This window comes from Streptomyces asiaticus, from assembly GCF_018138715.1.
Lineage (GTDB): Bacteria > Actinomycetota > Actinomycetes > Streptomycetales > Streptomycetaceae > Streptomyces > Streptomyces asiaticus.
Map to the genome: position 1 here is coordinate 507,045 of NZ_JAGSHX010000001.1, position 16,044 is coordinate 523,088.

General features: G+C 69.9%; 20 protein-coding genes and 1 pseudogene. 14 read left to right on the plus strand and 7 right to left on the minus strand.

Features of this window, described 5'->3' with window-relative positions; all coding sequences use genetic code 11:
- Positions 1-124: 124 nt before the first annotated feature.
- On the plus strand, positions 125-1,114 hold the full coding sequence (locus tag KHP12_RS01725; protein ID WP_211831287.1) for a LysR family transcriptional regulator: 990 nt from the start codon (positions 125-127) through the stop codon (positions 1,112-1,114).
- Between the two features lie 200 nt (positions 1,115-1,314).
- Here KHP12_RS01725 and KHP12_RS01730 read toward each other — a convergent pair whose 3' ends face one another.
- Positions 1,315-2,103, minus strand: a complete 789-nt coding sequence (locus KHP12_RS01730) for a thioesterase II family protein (protein ID WP_246648388.1) — start codon at positions 2,101-2,103, stop codon at positions 1,315-1,317.
- 57 nt (positions 2,104-2,160) lie between these two features.
- Between KHP12_RS01730 and KHP12_RS01735 the strand changes: the two genes are divergently transcribed.
- Positions 2,161-2,757: a Rossmann-fold NAD(P)-binding domain-containing protein gene (locus KHP12_RS01735; RefSeq protein WP_308016617.1), complete on the plus strand. Its 597-nt coding sequence runs from the start codon at positions 2,161-2,163 to the stop codon at positions 2,755-2,757.
- A gap of 150 nt (positions 2,758-2,907) precedes the next feature.
- On the plus strand, positions 2,908-3,477 hold the full coding sequence (locus KHP12_RS01740) for a CGNR zinc finger domain-containing protein (RefSeq protein ID WP_086880139.1): 570 nt from the start codon (positions 2,908-2,910) through the stop codon (positions 3,475-3,477).
- A gap of 60 nt (positions 3,478-3,537) precedes the next feature.
- On the opposite strand, the gene KHP12_RS50375 is transcribed toward KHP12_RS01740, so the two are convergent.
- Positions 3,538-4,251: an NADP-dependent oxidoreductase gene (locus tag KHP12_RS50375; RefSeq protein ID WP_308289266.1), complete on the minus strand. Its 714-nt coding sequence runs from the start codon at positions 4,249-4,251 to the stop codon at positions 3,538-3,540.
- A 145-nt stretch (positions 4,252-4,396) separates the two neighbouring features.
- On the opposite strand from KHP12_RS50375, the gene KHP12_RS01750 reads away from it, so the two are divergent.
- The 3 genes from KHP12_RS01750 (at position 4,397) to KHP12_RS01760 (ending at position 6,966) form a co-directional block, all read left to right on the plus strand.
- Complete coding sequence (locus KHP12_RS01750) at positions 4,397-4,954, plus strand: TetR/AcrR family transcriptional regulator (protein WP_244202562.1); 558 nt, start codon at positions 4,397-4,399, stop codon at positions 4,952-4,954.
- Positions 4,951-5,844, plus strand: a complete 894-nt coding sequence (locus KHP12_RS01755) for an aldo/keto reductase (RefSeq protein ID WP_211831290.1) — start codon at positions 4,951-4,953, stop codon at positions 5,842-5,844. The genes KHP12_RS01750 and KHP12_RS01755 overlap by 4 nt, the downstream gene beginning before the upstream one ends.
- Positions 5,845-5,946: 102 nt before the next feature.
- Entirely contained in the window at positions 5,947-6,966 is a 1,020-nt protein-coding gene (locus KHP12_RS01760; protein ID WP_086880142.1) for an NADPH:quinone reductase, read from the plus strand.
- Positions 6,967-7,022: 56 nt separating this feature from the next.
- On the opposite strand, the gene KHP12_RS01765 is transcribed toward KHP12_RS01760, so the two are convergent.
- The 3 genes from KHP12_RS01765 to KHP12_RS01775 are packed head-to-tail and all read right to left on the minus strand — an operon-like array spanning position 7,023 to position 9,391.
- Positions 7,023-7,640, minus strand: coding sequence for a TOPRIM nucleotidyl transferase/hydrolase domain-containing protein (locus KHP12_RS01765; protein ID WP_211831291.1), 618 nt, complete (start codon positions 7,638-7,640; stop codon positions 7,023-7,025).
- 42 nt (positions 7,641-7,682) lie between these two features.
- Complete coding sequence (locus KHP12_RS01770) at positions 7,683-8,885, minus strand: MalY/PatB family protein (RefSeq protein WP_086880144.1); 1,203 nt, start codon at positions 8,883-8,885, stop codon at positions 7,683-7,685.
- On the minus strand, positions 8,882-9,391 hold the full coding sequence (locus tag KHP12_RS01775; protein WP_086880145.1) for a DinB family protein: 510 nt from the start codon (positions 9,389-9,391) through the stop codon (positions 8,882-8,884). Before KHP12_RS01775 ends, KHP12_RS01770 begins: the two co-directional genes overlap by 4 nt.
- A gap of 229 nt (positions 9,392-9,620) precedes the next feature.
- On the opposite strand from KHP12_RS01775, the gene KHP12_RS01780 reads away from it, so the two are divergent.
- From KHP12_RS01780 to KHP12_RS01795, 4 genes are all read left to right on the plus strand, one after another.
- Positions 9,621-10,787, plus strand: coding sequence for a DSD1 family PLP-dependent enzyme (locus KHP12_RS01780; RefSeq protein WP_086880146.1), 1,167 nt, complete (start codon positions 9,621-9,623; stop codon positions 10,785-10,787).
- Positions 10,788-10,890: 103 nt separating this feature from the next.
- Positions 10,891-11,103 (plus strand): hypothetical protein, encoded by a 213-nt coding sequence (locus tag KHP12_RS01785; RefSeq protein WP_208652862.1) that lies wholly within the window; start codon positions 10,891-10,893, stop codon positions 11,101-11,103.
- Between the two features lie 8 nt (positions 11,104-11,111).
- Positions 11,112-11,765, plus strand: coding sequence for a tyrosine-type recombinase/integrase (locus KHP12_RS01790; protein ID WP_276328612.1), 654 nt, complete (start codon positions 11,112-11,114; stop codon positions 11,763-11,765).
- Positions 11,665-12,081, plus strand: a complete 417-nt coding sequence (locus KHP12_RS01795) for a hypothetical protein (protein ID WP_244202566.1) — start codon at positions 11,665-11,667, stop codon at positions 12,079-12,081. Before KHP12_RS01790 ends, KHP12_RS01795 begins: the two co-directional genes overlap by 101 nt.
- A gap of 832 nt (positions 12,082-12,913) precedes the next feature.
- Here the strand turns inward: KHP12_RS01795 and KHP12_RS01800 are convergent.
- Positions 12,914-13,466: pseudogene (locus KHP12_RS01800) on the minus strand (maleylpyruvate isomerase family mycothiol-dependent enzyme).
- 85 nt (positions 13,467-13,551) lie between these two features.
- Here KHP12_RS01800 and KHP12_RS01805 point away from each other — a divergent pair.
- Both KHP12_RS01805 and KHP12_RS53155 read left to right on the plus strand, forming a co-directional pair.
- The gene (locus KHP12_RS01805; RefSeq protein ID WP_086880148.1) at positions 13,552-13,836 is read left to right on the plus strand and encodes a hypothetical protein; all 285 of its coding nucleotides are present in this window, start codon (positions 13,552-13,554) and stop codon (positions 13,834-13,836) included.
- Positions 13,837-13,969: 133 nt separating this feature from the next.
- A complete protein-coding gene (locus KHP12_RS53155) occupies positions 13,970-14,410 on the plus strand; it encodes a transposase family protein (RefSeq protein ID WP_372455163.1) in 441 nt (146 codons plus the stop codon).
- On the opposite strand, the gene KHP12_RS01815 is transcribed toward KHP12_RS53155, so the two are convergent.
- A complete protein-coding gene (locus KHP12_RS01815) occupies positions 14,342-14,776 on the minus strand; it encodes a winged helix-turn-helix transcriptional regulator (protein WP_086880150.1) in 435 nt (144 codons plus the stop codon). The genes KHP12_RS53155 and KHP12_RS01815 overlap by 69 nt on opposite strands.
- 71 nt (positions 14,777-14,847) lie before the next feature.
- Here KHP12_RS01815 and KHP12_RS01820 point away from each other — a divergent pair, with 71 nt between their 5' ends.
- Entirely contained in the window at positions 14,848-15,495 is a 648-nt protein-coding gene (locus KHP12_RS01820; RefSeq protein WP_086880151.1) for an NAD(P)-dependent oxidoreductase, read from the plus strand.
- A 225-nt stretch (positions 15,496-15,720) separates the two neighbouring features.
- Positions 15,721-15,939, plus strand: a complete 219-nt coding sequence (locus KHP12_RS01825) for a Rossmann-fold NAD(P)-binding domain-containing protein (RefSeq protein WP_167442370.1) — start codon at positions 15,721-15,723, stop codon at positions 15,937-15,939.
- Positions 15,940-16,044 lie beyond the last annotated feature (105 nt).

Consider the following 16,044-nt stretch of genomic DNA (forward strand, 5'->3'; position numbering starts at 1 on the left):
GCCCGGGGGCGGCAGGGCTGTCAGGACAGAGCGATGCCGATCAGCTGTCTCCGCGTCATCGTGCAGCACACCAATCGTTGACGTCCATCAACGGTCCATGCTTCTGATCTTTTAGGATCCCTATATGGACTGGACGAGCGCACAGCTTCGTTCGCTGGTGGAACTGACCAGACGCGGCACCATCACCGCGGTCGCGGAGGCCCTGGGATACACCCCGGGCGGGGTGTCGCAGCAGATCACCGCGCTGGAGAAGGCCACCGGCAGGCAACTGCTGCGGCGGGTGGGACGCCGGGTGGAGCTCACCGACGCCGGGGTGACACTGGCCCTGCACGCCGAGCGCATCCTCACCACGGAGGCCGAGGCCGTCGAGGCGCTGGAGCGCACCCGGAACGAGGTCTCCGGGACGCTGCGGGTCGGGCTCTTCGCCACGGCCGCCGCCGAGATCCTGCCGCCGGCCCTGCGGCAGGTGCGCGAGAGGCACCCCGGCGTGACCGTGCGCAGCCGGGACATGGACGTGGACGAGGTGTACGACGCGGTGGCCGGCGGAAGCGTGGACCTGGCGCTGGGGCTGGACTATCCGGACGTGCCCATCCCACGGAATCCGTCCCTGCGGGTGCGGGAGCTGTCCAGGGAACGCTTCTCGCTCGCGGTCCCCACCGGGACCATGTCCGGTCGGTCCGGCAGGTCCGGTCGTTCGGGTCGGTCCGGCAGGTCCGGCCGGCAGAAGGTCTCGCTCACCGACACCAGGGACCTGGGATGGATCCTGCCATCGGCCGGCAGCTACTACGGCCGCGCCGTGCTCACCGCCTGCCGCCGTGCCGGTTTCGAACCGCAGGTGCTGCACGAAGTGACGGACACGGCCGCCACCCTGGCCCTGGTCGAGGCCGGAGTCGGGGTCAGCGTGGTGACGGATCTGATGCTCCGGCTGCGTCCGTCCTGCCTCGATGTCCTGGAACTGCACGAGACGATGGAACGCCACATCGTGGTGGTGTGCCGCTCCTTCGCCGAGCACCGGCCGACGGTGGCCGCGCTGGTGGACGTCCTGCGCACCTCGGCGGGCCGGCGGCCATCCGGGGGTCGGCAGCAAAGCGGGAACACGCTCCTCACCCGCTGACGAGGCCACCAAGGGGCACAGGTTTCCTTGGCCTCAGCAGCGCAAGTTGTCGCGCTGCTGAGTGCGCACACCCCCGTCCGAACAGCCCGCGGGCGAGCGCATGGTGCGCACCCTCGGGCTCACCTGCCCATCAACGCGGTGGCGGACTGACCAGCATCGGAGTCCTGCTGGCCTTCATGGTGGTCTGTGCTCCCCGGGGCCTAGCCGGATGCCGGACTCCGGTACGCGGCCAGCAGATCGTCCGTCAGCCGACCGACCACATCCGCCACTTGGGTGCGCAGATAGTGGTGGCCACCGGGAAAGCGGTGGACCCGGGCGTCGGCCGTCGTACAGGCGCCCCACTCGTGCAGCGTCCCGGGGTCGACCATCGGGTCGTCGAGTCCGCCGAAGACGCTCAGCCGCGCGCGCAGCGGTGGCCATTCCTGGCGGGTGTGGTGCAGCAGCGCCACCGCGTCCGCCAGGAACGGGGTGTAGACGGTCCGGGCGAGCGCGTCGTCGGCCGGTGCCTCCCAGCCCATGATCTCGGTGATGACGGCGATCCCGGAGCCGAGGTTGCGCGCGATGTGGTCGTCGAGGCCGTCGCGGTTCGGCGGTGGCACGGCGGACAGTGCGAGCAGGTCCGGCTCGGTGCGCGAGGACGACCGGAGCCGGTGGGTGGCCTCGAAGGCGAGCAGCGCTCCGAAGCTGTGGCCGAAGACCGCGTAGAAACCGTCGGCGGGTGGCCGGTGCCGCAGGTCCGCGGCGATGGCTTCCGCGATGCCGGTGGCGGCCCAGCCGATGTCGGTGATCGATGGTTCCGCGGTGCGGGTGCCGCGGCCGGGCAGGTCGACGGCGACCAGGTCGAAGAGTGCGGAGAACGTCGCGACCCAGGGCAGGAAGAACTCCGATCCGGTGCCGGACGGCGGCACGCAGTAGAGCCGGATCCGCGCGGTCTGCCGGTCGGTGAGCCGATTGAGTTCCGGGGCGGGGAACGGGGCTTGCGGTGTCATGCGCCCCGCCTGACCCGCCCGAGGAGGCGTGGGGCGAGTTGCCGGACACCGGTCGCGGTGGCCAGTTCCATCGTCGGGACGACGCAGTTCGCCGTCTCCACCGCCGAGGGAGCCCTTCACGACCCCGGCGGACTGGACGTGCCCGCGCTCCGGACCGCGCGGGAGGAGCACGGGGACGACTTCGTCACCCGCCACCACCAGGGCATCGCGCTACCACCCGGCCAGGAACTCACCGTCGACTGCGACGTCCTCGTCCCGGCGGCCCTACGGGACGTCATCGACGAGACAATCGCCCACCGGATCAAGGCCAGGCCGGTGGTGGAAGGCGCCAATCTGCCCACCTCGCCGCGGGCACAGTCCATCCTCGCGGAACGTGGCATCTCCCTCCTGCCCGACTTCGTGGCCAACGCCGGTGGTGTCGTCGCCGCCGCCTTCGCCATGGACGCCCGCTACTCCGGATTCCGGCCCGAGACCGCCACCATCTTCGAGACGATCTCCAAGCGGCTGCGCACCAACGCCGTCACCGTTCTCGAAGAGGCCCAGCGCCGCGCCACCACCCCGCATATCGCCGGGCGCGGCCTCGCCGAGGAACGTGTCCGCGCCGAGGAACGTGTCCGCGCCGCCATGCGCAGCAAGGGCCGCATCGGCCCTTGATCCTTCTGTTACCCGCCAGACAGGTGACAGCGGCAGGGGCGGGCAGGCCGGGTTCGCTCACGGCGATTCCCATTCGTCCTGGTGAGGGAAGGAGAGCCCTCCGTAGGGGGCGGCGTCGACAACCAGGACGTTACCCGGCAATATGGTCACGTGGATGAGTTCGTCTTTGTGAGCGGTCGTCTCTGCCTCGACCTGGCGGGCACGAAGCTGTGGCGGCGCGGCCTCCGTACGGAGCTGCTGACCTCCCCGAGCGATGTGAGCCGCTGGATCAGCCAGGCGGAGCTGCTGGACGATCCCGGCCCGATGGACACTCGGGGGCTGGAGCGGGTCCGCCGTCTGCGCGAGGCGATCTACACCCTGGTGCGTTCCTGGCCTCCTGGGGACCCGTCGGATGCCGAGTTCAGGGACGCCCTCGCCGAGGTGAACGACGCGGCCCGGCTGCCGCCGCCCAGGCATCAGCTCGACGCGTCGGGGCGGCTGACGCGGACGGGCGGCGTGGACGAGGTCCTCGGCGCGGTGGCCCGCGACGCCGTGGACCTGCTGAGCTCGGCCCAGCTCGACAAGACCAAGGAGTGCGCGAACCCCGACTGCACCCGTCTCTTCGTGGACGTGTCGCGCTCCGGGGCCCGGCGATGGTGCGGGATGGCGGAGTGCGGAAACAAGCACAAGGCCGCGAGCTACCGGAAGCGGAAGAAGCAGCAGGCCGTCATGGAAGTTTGAGCCTGCTGCCCCAAAGTCCGAGCGGCTGATCCTCCGTCAGGGGCGGTCAGAAGAGGTGTGTCAGTCGATCTCGATGACGATCTTGCCGGGGGTCTCACCGGCGGCCAGGGCGCGCTGCGCGTCGGCCGCGCGTGCCAGCGGGTAGGTGGCACCGATCCGGACGTGGAGCTTGTCGGCCTCGGCGAGTTCCATCAGCGCCGTCAGGTCCGCGTGGTCCATGCGGCAGAAGACCGGAGCGACACCCGGCACACCGATGTCGACGAGGGACGCCACGCGTGCGCCGGGTGCGGCGGCTTGTGCCGTCGCCGTCAGCACCCCGCCGCCGACGGTGTCCAGGACCGTGTCCACGCCCTCGGGGACGAGTCCGCGTACCCGGTCGGCGGCGCCGTGGCCGTAGGCGACCGGCTCGGCCCCGAGCGATCGCAGGTAGTCGTGGTCCCGTGGCGAGACGGTGCCGATGACACGCGCGCCGCGCGAGCGGGCGATCTGGACGGCGAGCGAGCCGACGCCACCGGCGGCTCCGTGCACCAGCAGGGTCCGGCCCCGCTCGACGCCCAGGGTGCGTACCACGGCCTGATACGCGGTCAGCCCCGCCAGTGGCAGGGCGGACGCCTGGGCGAAGCTCATGGTGCGGGGCTTGCGGACCAGGGTGCGGACGTCCGCGGCGACGAGTTCGGCCAGGCCGCCGTGAGCGCGCTGCACATCGCTCCTGACGTACCCGACGACCTCGTCACCGGCCGAGAACTCCGGTGTGGCGAGACCTGGGCGTTCCACCACACCGGCGATGTCCCAGCCGGGGACGGGGGCAGCAAGCCCACCGTGTGACGGCAGATCGTTTCCGCGCCACAAAGAGAACAGCGATTCTGTTAACGTGTGCCCGCAAACAGAACTACTATTCTCTTTGTGGGGAGGATGTGTGGTGCCGCGGCTCACCGACGCGCGCAAGGAGCTCCGGCGTGCCCAGATCGCCGAGGCCGCCGTGCGCTGCTTCGGCCGCAACGGCCTCGAGCGGACCTCGATCGCCGACATCACGGCCGAGTCCGGCCTCTCGGCCGGCTCGATCTATGCGCACTACCGCAACAAGGCCGACCTGGTCCAGGCCGCCGCCCGCGAGGTGCTCGCCAAGCGCGCCGCGGTTCTCGGCGAGTACGCCGCGAGCGACGCTCCGCCCGACCCCGACGAACTGCTCACCCGCCTGATCGCCGCGATCGACCCCGCCGAGGCCCGGGTCGGTGTGCAGACCTGGGGGGAGGCGACCACCGACCCGGTCATCCGCGGCATCGTCGTCGACATGATCGACCAGATGCGCGCGATGCTGCGCGACTGCGTCACGGCCTGGTTGGTCAAGGTCGAGCACCAGGAGCCGGCCGCGGCCCGGGAGCGCGCCACCCCGATCGCCCACCGGGTGTCGGCGCTCTACCAGGCCGAACTGCTGTACACCGCCTTGCGATCACCGACCGAGGAGACAGCGTCATGACCATCCCGACCGCATCGTTCGCCGGCCGCGCAGTCTTCCGGATCGGCTACGGCGCGGCGCAGCTCGCCCGCCTGCACGACCGCCGTGGCGAGGCCGTCGCGCTGCTGCGCCGCGCGGTCGAGCTGGGCGTCGACCACGTGGACACCGCCGAGTTCTACGGCTTCGGTTTCGCCAACGAAGTGATCCGCGAGACGCTGCGCCCCGAGGACGGTGTCCTGGTCGTCACGAAGGTCGGCGCCGACCCCAACCCGGGCGGGCGCTTGCCGCTGCGTCAGGCGCAGCGGCCCGAGCAACTGCGCGCCAGTGTCGAGGACAACCTGCGCGGCCTCGGCGTCGACCGGCTCGACGTGGTCAACCTCCGCCGCCTGGACACCGGCCCCGGACTGCGTCCCGAGGGCGACCAGGTCGTCGACCTCGACGACCAGCTCGCGGTGATGACCGCCCTGCGCGACGAGGGCAAGATCGGCGCGATCGGCCTGAGCAGCGTCACCCTCGACGGCCTGCGCCGCGCCCTGCCCGCGGGCATCGCCTGCGTACAGAACGCGTACAGTCTCGCCTCCCGCGACGACGAGGACATGCTCGAACTGTGCGCGGCCGAGGGCATCGCCTGGGTTCCGTTCTTCCCGCTCGGCGGGGCCTTCCCGGGCCTGCCCAAGGTCACCGAGGAACCGGCTGTTCACGCCGTGGCCGAGTCCCTGGGCGTCACGCCCTCCCAGGTCGGCCTCGCCTGGCTGCTGCACCACGCCCCGAACGTGCTGCTCATCCCCGGCACCGCCGACGCCACCCACCTCGAGGCCAACATGGCGGTCAGCGAGATCACCTTCGACGCCGCGACCCTCGCCACCCTCGATGCCATCGAGTCCCGCTCCAACGAGGTTCCCATCGGCTGACCAGACCCAACGCGACCAGGGTCGCGATCACATGCCCGACACTCCGGCGGAACGTCAGACCGCGCCGGGAAACCCCGCTTCACCAGGCTCCGAGGACGGATCATGAAGGCCATCATCTACCGCGACAACGGCGACCCCGACGTTCTTCGGCTCGTCGACCGTGACCTGCCCACCCCCGGCCCCGGCGAGGTTCGCGTCCGGATCGCCGTGTCCGGGATCAACCCGACCGACTGGAAGGCCCGCTCCGGCGCCTCCGGCCCCAAGCGCTTCCCCGAGGTCACCCCGCACCTCGATGGCGCCGGCACGATCGACGCCGTCGGCGAGGGGGTCGACCGGAGCCGGGTCGGTCAGCGGGTCTGGCTGTTCCTGGCCGCCGCCGGGCGGCCCACCGGTACCGCCGCCGAGTTCACCGTCGTGCCCGCCGAGCGGGCCGTGGAGCTGCCCGGCGAGGCCGGTTTCGACGTCGGCGCCTCACTCGGCGTCCCCGCGCTCACCGCGCACCGCGCGCTCACCGTGGCCGAGGACGGGCCGCGCCGTCTGGGGCCCGGGGCACTGGACGGCAAGGTGGTGCTCGCCGCGGGCGGGGCCGGGGCGGTCGGACACGCGGTGATCCAGCTCGCCCGCTGGGCCGGCGCCACCGTGATCACCACGATCAGCGGTCCGGAGAAGGCCCGGCTGGCCACCGCCGCCGGGGCCCACCACGTGATCAACTATCGCGAGGGCGACCCGGCCGCCGAGATCCGCGAGATCGCCCCGGACGGCGTCGACATCGTCGCCGAGGTGGCGCTGGGCGCGAACCTCGCACTGGACCTGGCCGTGCTGCGGACGCGCGGCACGATCTCGACCTACGGCAACGACGGTGGCAAGCCGGTCGAGCTCGACGTGATGCGGAACATGGTGCTGAACACACGCTTCCAGTTCGTGGTGCTCTACACAGTCGGTTCGGAGCCGCTCGCCGCGGCGGTTGAGGACGTCGCCGCCGCGGTCCGCGACGGCGCGCTGCCGGTCGGCGAGGAGCACGGCCTGCCGCTGGTCCGCTTCCCGCTCGACCGGACCGCCGACGCGCACCGCGCGGTGGAGAGCGGCGCGGTCGGCAAGGTCCTCGTGGACGTCACACCGTGACGCCCGGTCGGCCAGGGCCTTCGGGGGTCAGAGGCTTCGGCCTGGGCCTTCGAGGGTCAGAGGCTGGTGAGCAGGGCGTCGAGTGGCGTGGGTACGCGGTCGTGGTCGAGCGCTTCGACGAGGACGCGCCCGTAGTGGATCTTGCGCCCCTTCTTCGTGCCCAGGAAGCGCCGCAACTGCTGCTCTGAGGTGCGGCCCTGCTGTGCGGGCTGGCGCAGGAAGGTCTGGAGGGCGCGCAGGTCCCCCTCCGCCCGGACGAGCTCCGCCACCCGTGTCACGCCCAGCGCGCGGATGAGCTCGTCCTCCAGATCCGCCGCGCAGACGAAGAACTCCTGCCGCGCCGCGCCGGCCCGCTCCAGACCGCGGGTGTAGAAGCGACGCTCCGCCTCGTCGCACAGTCCGGTGAGGCGGAGACCCAGACCGGGTGGCCCGAGGAGGTGGGCGAAGCGTCCGACGCTCATGGCACCGCCCATCGGCAGGACGCAGACTCCTTCGGCCGCCAGGTCCCGGCCGCGGCGCGCGGCCGGCGAGCTGACCGCAGCGGCGTCGCTCGGCCCTTCGAGCAGGACGACCGCCCGGACGGGCAGCCGCGCGGCCAGCTCGCGCGCGGGGCCGCCGGGGCCGCCGGCCGCCCACGCGGTGACCGCTTCCCGGAACGCCCCCATGTCAGCCATGGGATGAGTCTCCGGCCCTTCCGGCCGCCACGCCAGGGAATTTCACCTGCCCGGATGCGGCCCCGGTCGCAGTGCTCGGACGAGTCCCGCCAGGACGTCCTCGAGAACGGTATGGGACGTGGCGAAGTTCAGCCGCAGAAAGCCGTCGGCGTCCGGGCCGAAGGGACTGCCCCCGTCGAGCAGGACACCGCCCTCCCTCAGCACTCTCTCCACGGGTGGTTCGCCGAGCCCCAGCGGCCGCGCGTCGAACCAGGCCAGATAGGTGGCCTCCGGCAGGTGATGACGCAGCTGGGGGAGCTCGGTGCGCACCACCTGATGGACCCGTCGGCGGTTGCGGTCCAGCACGGTGAGCAGGTCGCGCTGCCAGGCGTCGCCCTCTCGCCACGCGGCCTCGGTGGCGACGACGCCGAGCGGCGATACGGCGCCGTAGAGGTCGGGTGGTTGCGCGTCGCGCAGCGCGAGCAGCCGGTCCGGGCCGTAGTGGGTGACCGCGCAGCGGATGGCCGCGAGGTTGAACGCCTTGGTGGCGGAGGTGAGTGTGACGGTGCGGCCGGCGGCGTCCGGGGAGAGGCTCGCGAACGGTATGTGGCGATGCGGCTCATGGACCAGTTCGGCGTGGATCTCGTCGCTGATGACCAGCAGATCGTGCCGACGGGCGACGGCGGCGATCTCCTCCAGCTCCGCACGGGTCAGGGTGCGGCCCGTCGGGTTGTGCGGGTTGACCAGCACCAGCGCCTTACAGCCCGACTCCGCCACCGCGGTGTCGAGAGCGGCCGCATCCATGTACCAACCCTCCGCGGAGTCTCGCATGGGGATCGGCACGGCTCGTCGGTTCATCGTCGCCAACGTGGCCAGGAACGGAGGGTAGTTGGGCGTCTGTACGGCCACCGCGTCACCCGCGCTCGTGGCGAGGTGCAGGACGAGTTGCAGACACTGGATCAGATCGGTCTGCTCACGTACGCGGTCCGCGGGCGCCGCCCAGGCGTAGCGGTCCATCATCCGCTGTGCGAACGCGCGACGGAGCGGACTGCCGTCCGGCCAGTCCGGATAGCCGAGATCGCGGCGGTCGACGGCCTCCCGCAGTGCGGCGACCACCACCGGAGGGGTGGGGAAGTCCATGTCCGCCACCCATGCGGGGAGCACCCGCGGTCCCGGACGGTGCCATTTGACGCTGCGGCGGGCGCGCAGCCAGTCGAGGCTGAGGTCATCGAAGCCGGGCACCGGCTCGGGCGGGACGACGCTCATGAACGTGCTCCCCGCGTGAGCAGATCACGGGTGATCTGTATGTGGCCGTGGTGCTGGGCGAGCTCTTCGAGTACGTGCAGTTGGACACCCCGCACGCTCAGCGGTCGGTCCGGCCCCTCGAACTCGGCGGGCGGTGTGTTGTGCGGGAGCGCCGTCTGCGTCACCGATTCGAGGTCGGTCGCCAGCCGCTGGAAAAGCGCGTCGACCTTCCGCCGCAGCTCATGTGCGCTTCCCGTGGCGGTGAACTCCGCGGCGCGGTCACGGTCGACTTCCCGCCCGGCGACGATATGCCCGATCCAGTAGTCGGCGACCCCGACGCAGTGGTACGCGATCGCGTAGGCGGAGTTGGCGCCGGGAAGCGGCGGGCGGACGTTTCCCACGTCATCGCCCAGGTCTTCCAACGCGCCGAGCATGCCGTCGAAGGCGCGGCGCAAGAAGTACAGGTATTCGTGCTGGTCTCGCAAGGTGGGGTCCTCGTCGATGGGGGAGCCGGGATGGGGTTCCATATCCGTCACCGGCTTATACGGTGACGGAATTAGGATGGGGTTCCTGGGCTGGCCTGTCAACGCCCGACGTCCTCATGCAGAGGGGCAGATCATCACCACATTGACAGGTGATCACATCGATCTGGTGGGACACCTGGATCTAGAGATACTGTCCAGAAGTAGAATTTCGGTCGACTAACATGAGAGCGGAACGCGGCCCTGCCCTACTCGAGAAGACGGACGTCACTCCATGACCACCACGCCCTCCACCACTGCCGGGACGCTGGCCGACCCCGACACCCCGTTCGCGGTGGTCGACGTACACAAGGCGCTGCGGAACATCGACCGACTCGCCACCAAGGCCGACCAGCTCGGCGTCACCCTGCGGCCACACGTCAAGACGGCCAAGAGCCTTGATGTCGCCGCCCTCATGCACGGCGCGGCCCCGAACCCCGTCACCGTCTCGACGCTCGCGGAAGCCGAGGCGTTCGCCGACGGCGGCTACACCGACATCACCTACGCCGTCGGCATCGACCCGCACAAACTGCCCCGTGTGCTCGCCCTGTTGCGCCGTGGCGTCACCCTCCGCGTCCTGCTGGACAGCGCCGAGCAGGCCGCCTTCGTCGCGGAAGCCTCGCGCCGGGCCGGAATCGGCATCCCCGCGCAGATCGAGATCGACTGCGACGGCCACCGCGGCGGCCTCAAGACCGACGACCCCGCACTCCTCGACATCGGCCACACCCTGCACGACGCCGGATGCCTGGACGGTGTGCTGACCCACGCGGGCGAGTCCTACTTCGCCTACTCGGCGCAGGAGCAGCGGCTGGCGGCGGAGAACGAACGCGACACCGCCGTCACCGCCGCCGGGAAACTGCGCGCTGCCGGGCTGCCCGTCGCGACCGTCAGCGTCGGCTCGACGCCCACCGCACACGCCGCCGAGGACCTCACCGGTGTCACCGAACTGCGCGCCGGCACCTACGTGTTCTTCGACCTGGTGATGGCCGGTCTCGGGGTGTGCCGGATCGACGACCTCGCGCTGTCGGTCGTCGTCACCGTCATCGGACACCGCCCCGAGTACGGCTGGATCGTCACCGACGGCGGCTGGATGGCGATGTCCCGCGACCGTGGCACGGCGGCCCAGCCCCAGGACCAGGGGTACGGTCTGGTCACCGACCTGGCGGGGCGCCCGATCCCCGGCCTGGTCATGAGCGCCGCGAGCCAGGAGCACGGCACCATCACCGCCCGCGACGGCGCCACCCTGCCCGACCTGCCCATCGGCACCCGGCTGCGCATCCTGCCGAACCACGCCTGCGCCACCGCCGCACAGCACCGTGGCTACCACGTCATCGACAGCAGCCGGACGGCGACGCACGCACCCGCCGTCCAGGCCGTCTGGAACCGCGTCAGCGGCTGGTGAACCGGCCACCATGGCCCTCGGCGGCTTCGACTGGGGGTCAAGGGATCGAAGGTTCACATCCTGTCGTCCCGACGGTGCGGAGGGTCTTCGCAGGTCAACACCTGTGAGGACCCTCTTTTCGCGCTCCACACTGCGCGCGGGCAACTACCCGCAGACCACCCGCTACACCTACCTCCTCGCCGCCGCCCAGCTCGCCCGCTACCTGAACGAGAACGCGACGCCCGACCTCGAGGCGGAGGACGCGGCCGAGGATCCGGAGGAGATCGACCGCTCGCCGATGGAACGCGTCCGCCAGCCCAAGACCGTGAAAAGCTGATCCCGGTCATCCGGGACGACGACACCGGGAAGGTGCTGGCCGCCTGCAAGGGCAAGGCGTTCCTCCAACTGCGGGACGAGGCCATCATCCGCCTCTACTACAACACCGGCGCCCGCCTGTCCGAGGTCGGCAACCTCACCCTGGAGGACATCGACCTGGTCACCGACTCGGTGCACTACCACGGCAAGGGCAGCCGCGACCGCCGGGTACGGTTCGGGCCGAAGACGGCGCGGGCGGTGAGCCGGTATCTGCGGGCCCGCGCCAAGCGCAAGGGCGCCGAGCTGCCCGATCTGTGGCTGGCCGAGCGCGGCGGGAAGCGCCTGGAGCCGAACGGCATCAAGAACATGATCAAGCGGCGTGGCCTGTCCGCCGGGGTGAAGGGCGTGCATGCCCACCGGTGGCGGCACCACTTCGCCCACGAGTGGAAACGGGCCAACGGGGACTCCGGTGACCTGATGCTGCTGATGGGCTGGATCTCCGAGGACATGCCCCGCCACTACGGCGCCAGCGCGGCCGCCGAACGCGCCCAGGAGACCCACCAGCGGATGGGAATCGGCGAGAATGCTCGCCGACGAACTCGACGGAATCGCCTTTCCCCACGCCCGCCTGGCCATCCGCGTCCACCGGCGCCGCAAGCACACCGGCAGGCGCGAGACCCGTGAGAGTGTCTACGCCGTCACCAGCCTCGATGCCCACCAGGTCGGCCCGGCCGATCTGGCCGCCGCGATCCGCGGGCACTGGGGAGTGGAGAACTCCTCGCACCACATCAGGGACGTCACCTTCGCCGAGGACGCCTCCACTGTCCACACCGGGACCGCACCCCGGGCCATGGCGACCTTCCGCAACCTCGCCATCGGCGTGCTGAAAACCCTCGGAGCCGACAACATCGCCAAGACAACCCGAGCGATCCGTGACGAACCCGAACGAGCACTCCCCATCCTGGGCGTCCCCGACCACCCCGACAGCTACGGAACTTGATCAAGCCCTGCGGACAGGCTCCTTCGGCATGTGTCCCTCGGTACCTCTGGGGCGTTCCGCGTTCGGTGCCCACGCGGTTGATCTCCTGGGCGAGCTGCCGCAGCGTCCACCCGGTCTCTGTGTACAGCCGCTGCAGGCCCGCATTGGGCTCCCGCTGGCTCACTCTGCGCTCAACTCCTCAGCAAGGGCCGGCGCTTAAAGCTCTTAAAAGTTGCCACTCACGCCACGGAACCGCGATGCGTAGTGGAGCGGTTGCCTAGAGCGAGAAGGACCCCCGCCACGTGTGACTGGCCCGGGGGCATGGCCCACGCTGTAGAGGAGCGCCACCTGTGAACAAGGCCATCGCTCGTATGGCGACAACAGGAAGGCTGCGGCAAGCGGCGGCAGTGTACGAGGACCTGGCCAACGCCGGCGGCTTGTTCGCAGAGCTCGTCGAACTAGCCAAAGACCGGTAACCCTCATGCTCATGGGTGCAGCCAATCATCATCGGGAAATCCGGATCTTCTCCCGCGCCCGCTGCCTTTCCATGATCGGGAGTTACATCGAACGTCTTACAGTCCCACGCAGGGAAAGGCCCGGAGCCCGGCGCGCGAAGCGGGCGATGTCGATGTGATCGTCTTCGCTGAACCCCAACTTGCCAACGGCGTCGTCATAAGCGGCTGTCGTTTTTGGGCCAGGGGCGCCGCCAGACCACTGCGGCAGGCTCGGTGTGGGGTCGGCCAGTTCCACCCCGGCCAGGAGGACTGCGTGATAGGCAAACAAGCCGTCGCACCCCGAAGAAAGTCGGGCGGATAGCAGGTGTCGCGCTGAGTCCGGATGTGTGCGGTTGGAGTTACTTCGTGGCGAACCAGGACATACGGTCGGTGGCCTGGCTTCGCATGGGTTCGGGCAACTCCAGCGGCTTGAAGGTGACAGGCCAGTCGGCCGGCCGGTGGCCCGCGTTCAGGTCGACGTGATGCAGTTCGAGCTCGACAAGCTTGCGTAGGACAACCTGGCTCGCCGGGAACGGCTCAAGGTGCAGGATGGTGACACTGGTCTTCCACGCGTCATCGGGTGTTGTGACGGCGGCGGCCCGGAATGCCGCGGCCGTCCGTTCGATGTCGGCTACTTGCTCGGCGACCGGTCGGCTCGCACCGTTCTCGATGGACGTGTCGCGGGCTTCTTGACTCGCGTAGGCGGGGATGTCGGCCCCGGCGGACGGCCTCCAACAGGTTTCGGTGAGCCTCAGCGGCGCGGGCAATGTGGGTGAGGACGTGGCCGCGGGTCCAGCCGGACAGCAACGACGGTTCGCTGACCTGTTTGCAGGTCAGGCCGTCGGCCGTGGCAATCAGTTTGGCCGTCGCCTCGTCGATTTGGGTGAGTAGGTCCTTCAGCCAGAAGTCCATGTCACAAAATTACCAAGGTATGTTCCATGCGGTGTTCCCAGATCACGTGTGTTGGTGACGGTGCTGGGTCCGGACCCCGGCGCAGGTGGAGTACCGGCTGAGCGAGCACTGCGGACGCGACGCGGAGCACGAGGACGTCGCCGCCGAGATCACGGCGCGCGAGGACGCGCAAGTCGAGTACCGCCTCGGGGAGGCGCGCGATCTGGAGTGGATCGGATCCGGCCTGGCCGATGTCGGTCTGGGCGTCGGCGCCGCGGTGGGCAAGAGGGACCCATGGAGCCCACCAAACCCCCGGCCAAGCAACCGACCGCCTCCCAAGGGCTGGGGAATCACGGGCTCTGTCGGGGATCTTGTGACGTACCAAGTCTGAACTGCGCATCTACTGGGTGTGCGGTTCAGGGGGTTTGGAGTGGTTGCTACCGTATTTAGCCGATGTGGTGGTCGAGTCGATCGAATGTGCGGTCAGTACGGTCACGTTCTGCGCGTACTCCGCAGTGCCGACGGTGCCGTGCCCAAGATGCGGGGTGGTGTCGTGGCGTGTGCACGGCCGGTACGCGCGCCGGCTCGCTGACGCGCCCTTCGGCGGAGTCCCAGCGGTGACCGAACTCGTGGTGCGCCGGTTCAAGTGCCTCAATCCGCAGTGTCCAGCGTTGACGTTCGCCGAGCAGGTCGAGGGGCTGACCAGCCCGCATGGCCGGTACACGCCGCGGCTGAGCGCACTGCTCACCTCGATCGCCGCATGTCTGGCGGGCCGGCCGGGTGCGCGGCTCGCAACCCGCGCTAAGCATTCGCGTCGCCAAGGACAAACCGCTGGACCTCCTCCGACGGTTACCGGAGTTGCCGCAGGCCAGCGTGCGCGTCCTCGGGGTCGACGACTACTTGTCGCGATCCGTGGAGTCAGGAGGAGGTCGATTCGCGTGGTCGTAGGCTTCCTGCGACGCTGACACGTCGCCGAGGTGCGCGATCGACCATTCCTGTAGTGCGCGCAGTGGCTCGCGCAGGGTGCGGCCCGCCTCGGTGAGCGCGTACTCGACGCGGACCGGAACTTCGGGGTAGACGGTGCGGCGCACGAGCCCGTCTCGTTCGAGCCCGCGGAGAGTCTGGGTGAGCATCTTCTGCGAGACGCCCTCAATGCGTCGGCGCAGCTCTGAGAAGCGGGCGTTGCCGTCCCAGAGGGCGCCCACTATGAGCACCGTCCAACGGTCGCCAATGCGATCCAGTATGTGGCGAGTCGGGCAGTCCGCGCGGTAGGGGCTGCCGCGGAGCACCGACTCGGCCTGGGTGGTTACCACAAAGTGCCTTCTTCCCATTGGAGAGCTGCATTCATACGGTAATCGCAACGCGTCCGTCTGACGCCACCCGTCCCGTAGAAAGGCACGTCGTGTCTCGCATTACCGTCATCGGCGGCACAGGCTATGCCGGTTCGGCCATCGTTGCGGAGGCCGCTGCTCGCGGTCACCAGGTCACCGCCCTGAGCCGCTCGCTCCCCGACGCGCCCATCCCGAACGTGACCTATGTCCAAGGCGACGCCACCGACGAAGCAACGCTCTCGGCACCCATTGAGGGCGCGGACGTCGTAGTGGGCGCACTCGCCCCACGCGGCCCGCTGGCCGGCACCTTCCGCGACGTCTACCGCACCATCGCGCGTCTGGCCGATACCGCAGGCGTACCCCTGTTCGTCGTCGGCGGCTACTCGTCGCTGCGCCCTGCACCCGGGGCGGATCGCTTCGTCACCGACCTCAGCCACATCCCCGCAGAGCTCCACGAAGAGATCCGCGCCGGGGCGGCGCTCATCATTGAGGACCTCCCGGCCACGCCCGCGACACTCGACTGGGCCTTTGTGAGCCCGGCGCTCAGGTTCGGCGCACATATGCCCGGCGAACGACTCGGCCATTATCGGCTCGGCGACGACGTCGCGGTCCAGCCCGAGGACGGCGGCGCGATCTCCGCCGCGGACTATGCCCTCGGGCTCGTCGACCTGATCGAGAAAGGCGACCACCACAGGGCACAGGTCAACCTCGGCCACTGAGGTGATCCCAGCGAGATTCAGTTCGCTGTCCGGCGCTCGAAGCGTGTGATGACGAGGGCGGTCCGGGCGGTCTGAAAGAATCCTTCTGGGGACTGATCGCGACGTGTTCGAGCGCGTTCCAGCGCTCGGTGAGCAGGGTGAAGCCGCGCTCGCCGAGGCCACAAAGGCTGCGCGGGATGAGGCGCCCCGGGTCCCATCCACAGCTGCAGGTAATCCGGAACCGAAGTGCGTTTCAGGGACGTGCTCGAAACCGCCCACGCCCGCGCTCTCGCCGAAACGGGCCTGCCCCAACCCATCGCACAGTTACTGGCCGACGCCGACCAGGGCATCCGACGCGGCGGCCGCTACACCGACAGCGGCGACCTCACCCGCCTGAGCGGACGGCAGACAACCTCGCTCGCCGCCACTATCACCACAGCCCTCACTGCCCCCGCCGCGGCCTGACCGACTGGCGCCCGAGCGTAAGGAAGGCATGCTCCATCATGGCTGATGAATATGAGAAGACGCACTACCGGGGATTCGGACCCGTCCGCGGCCTGCCGATCCAGG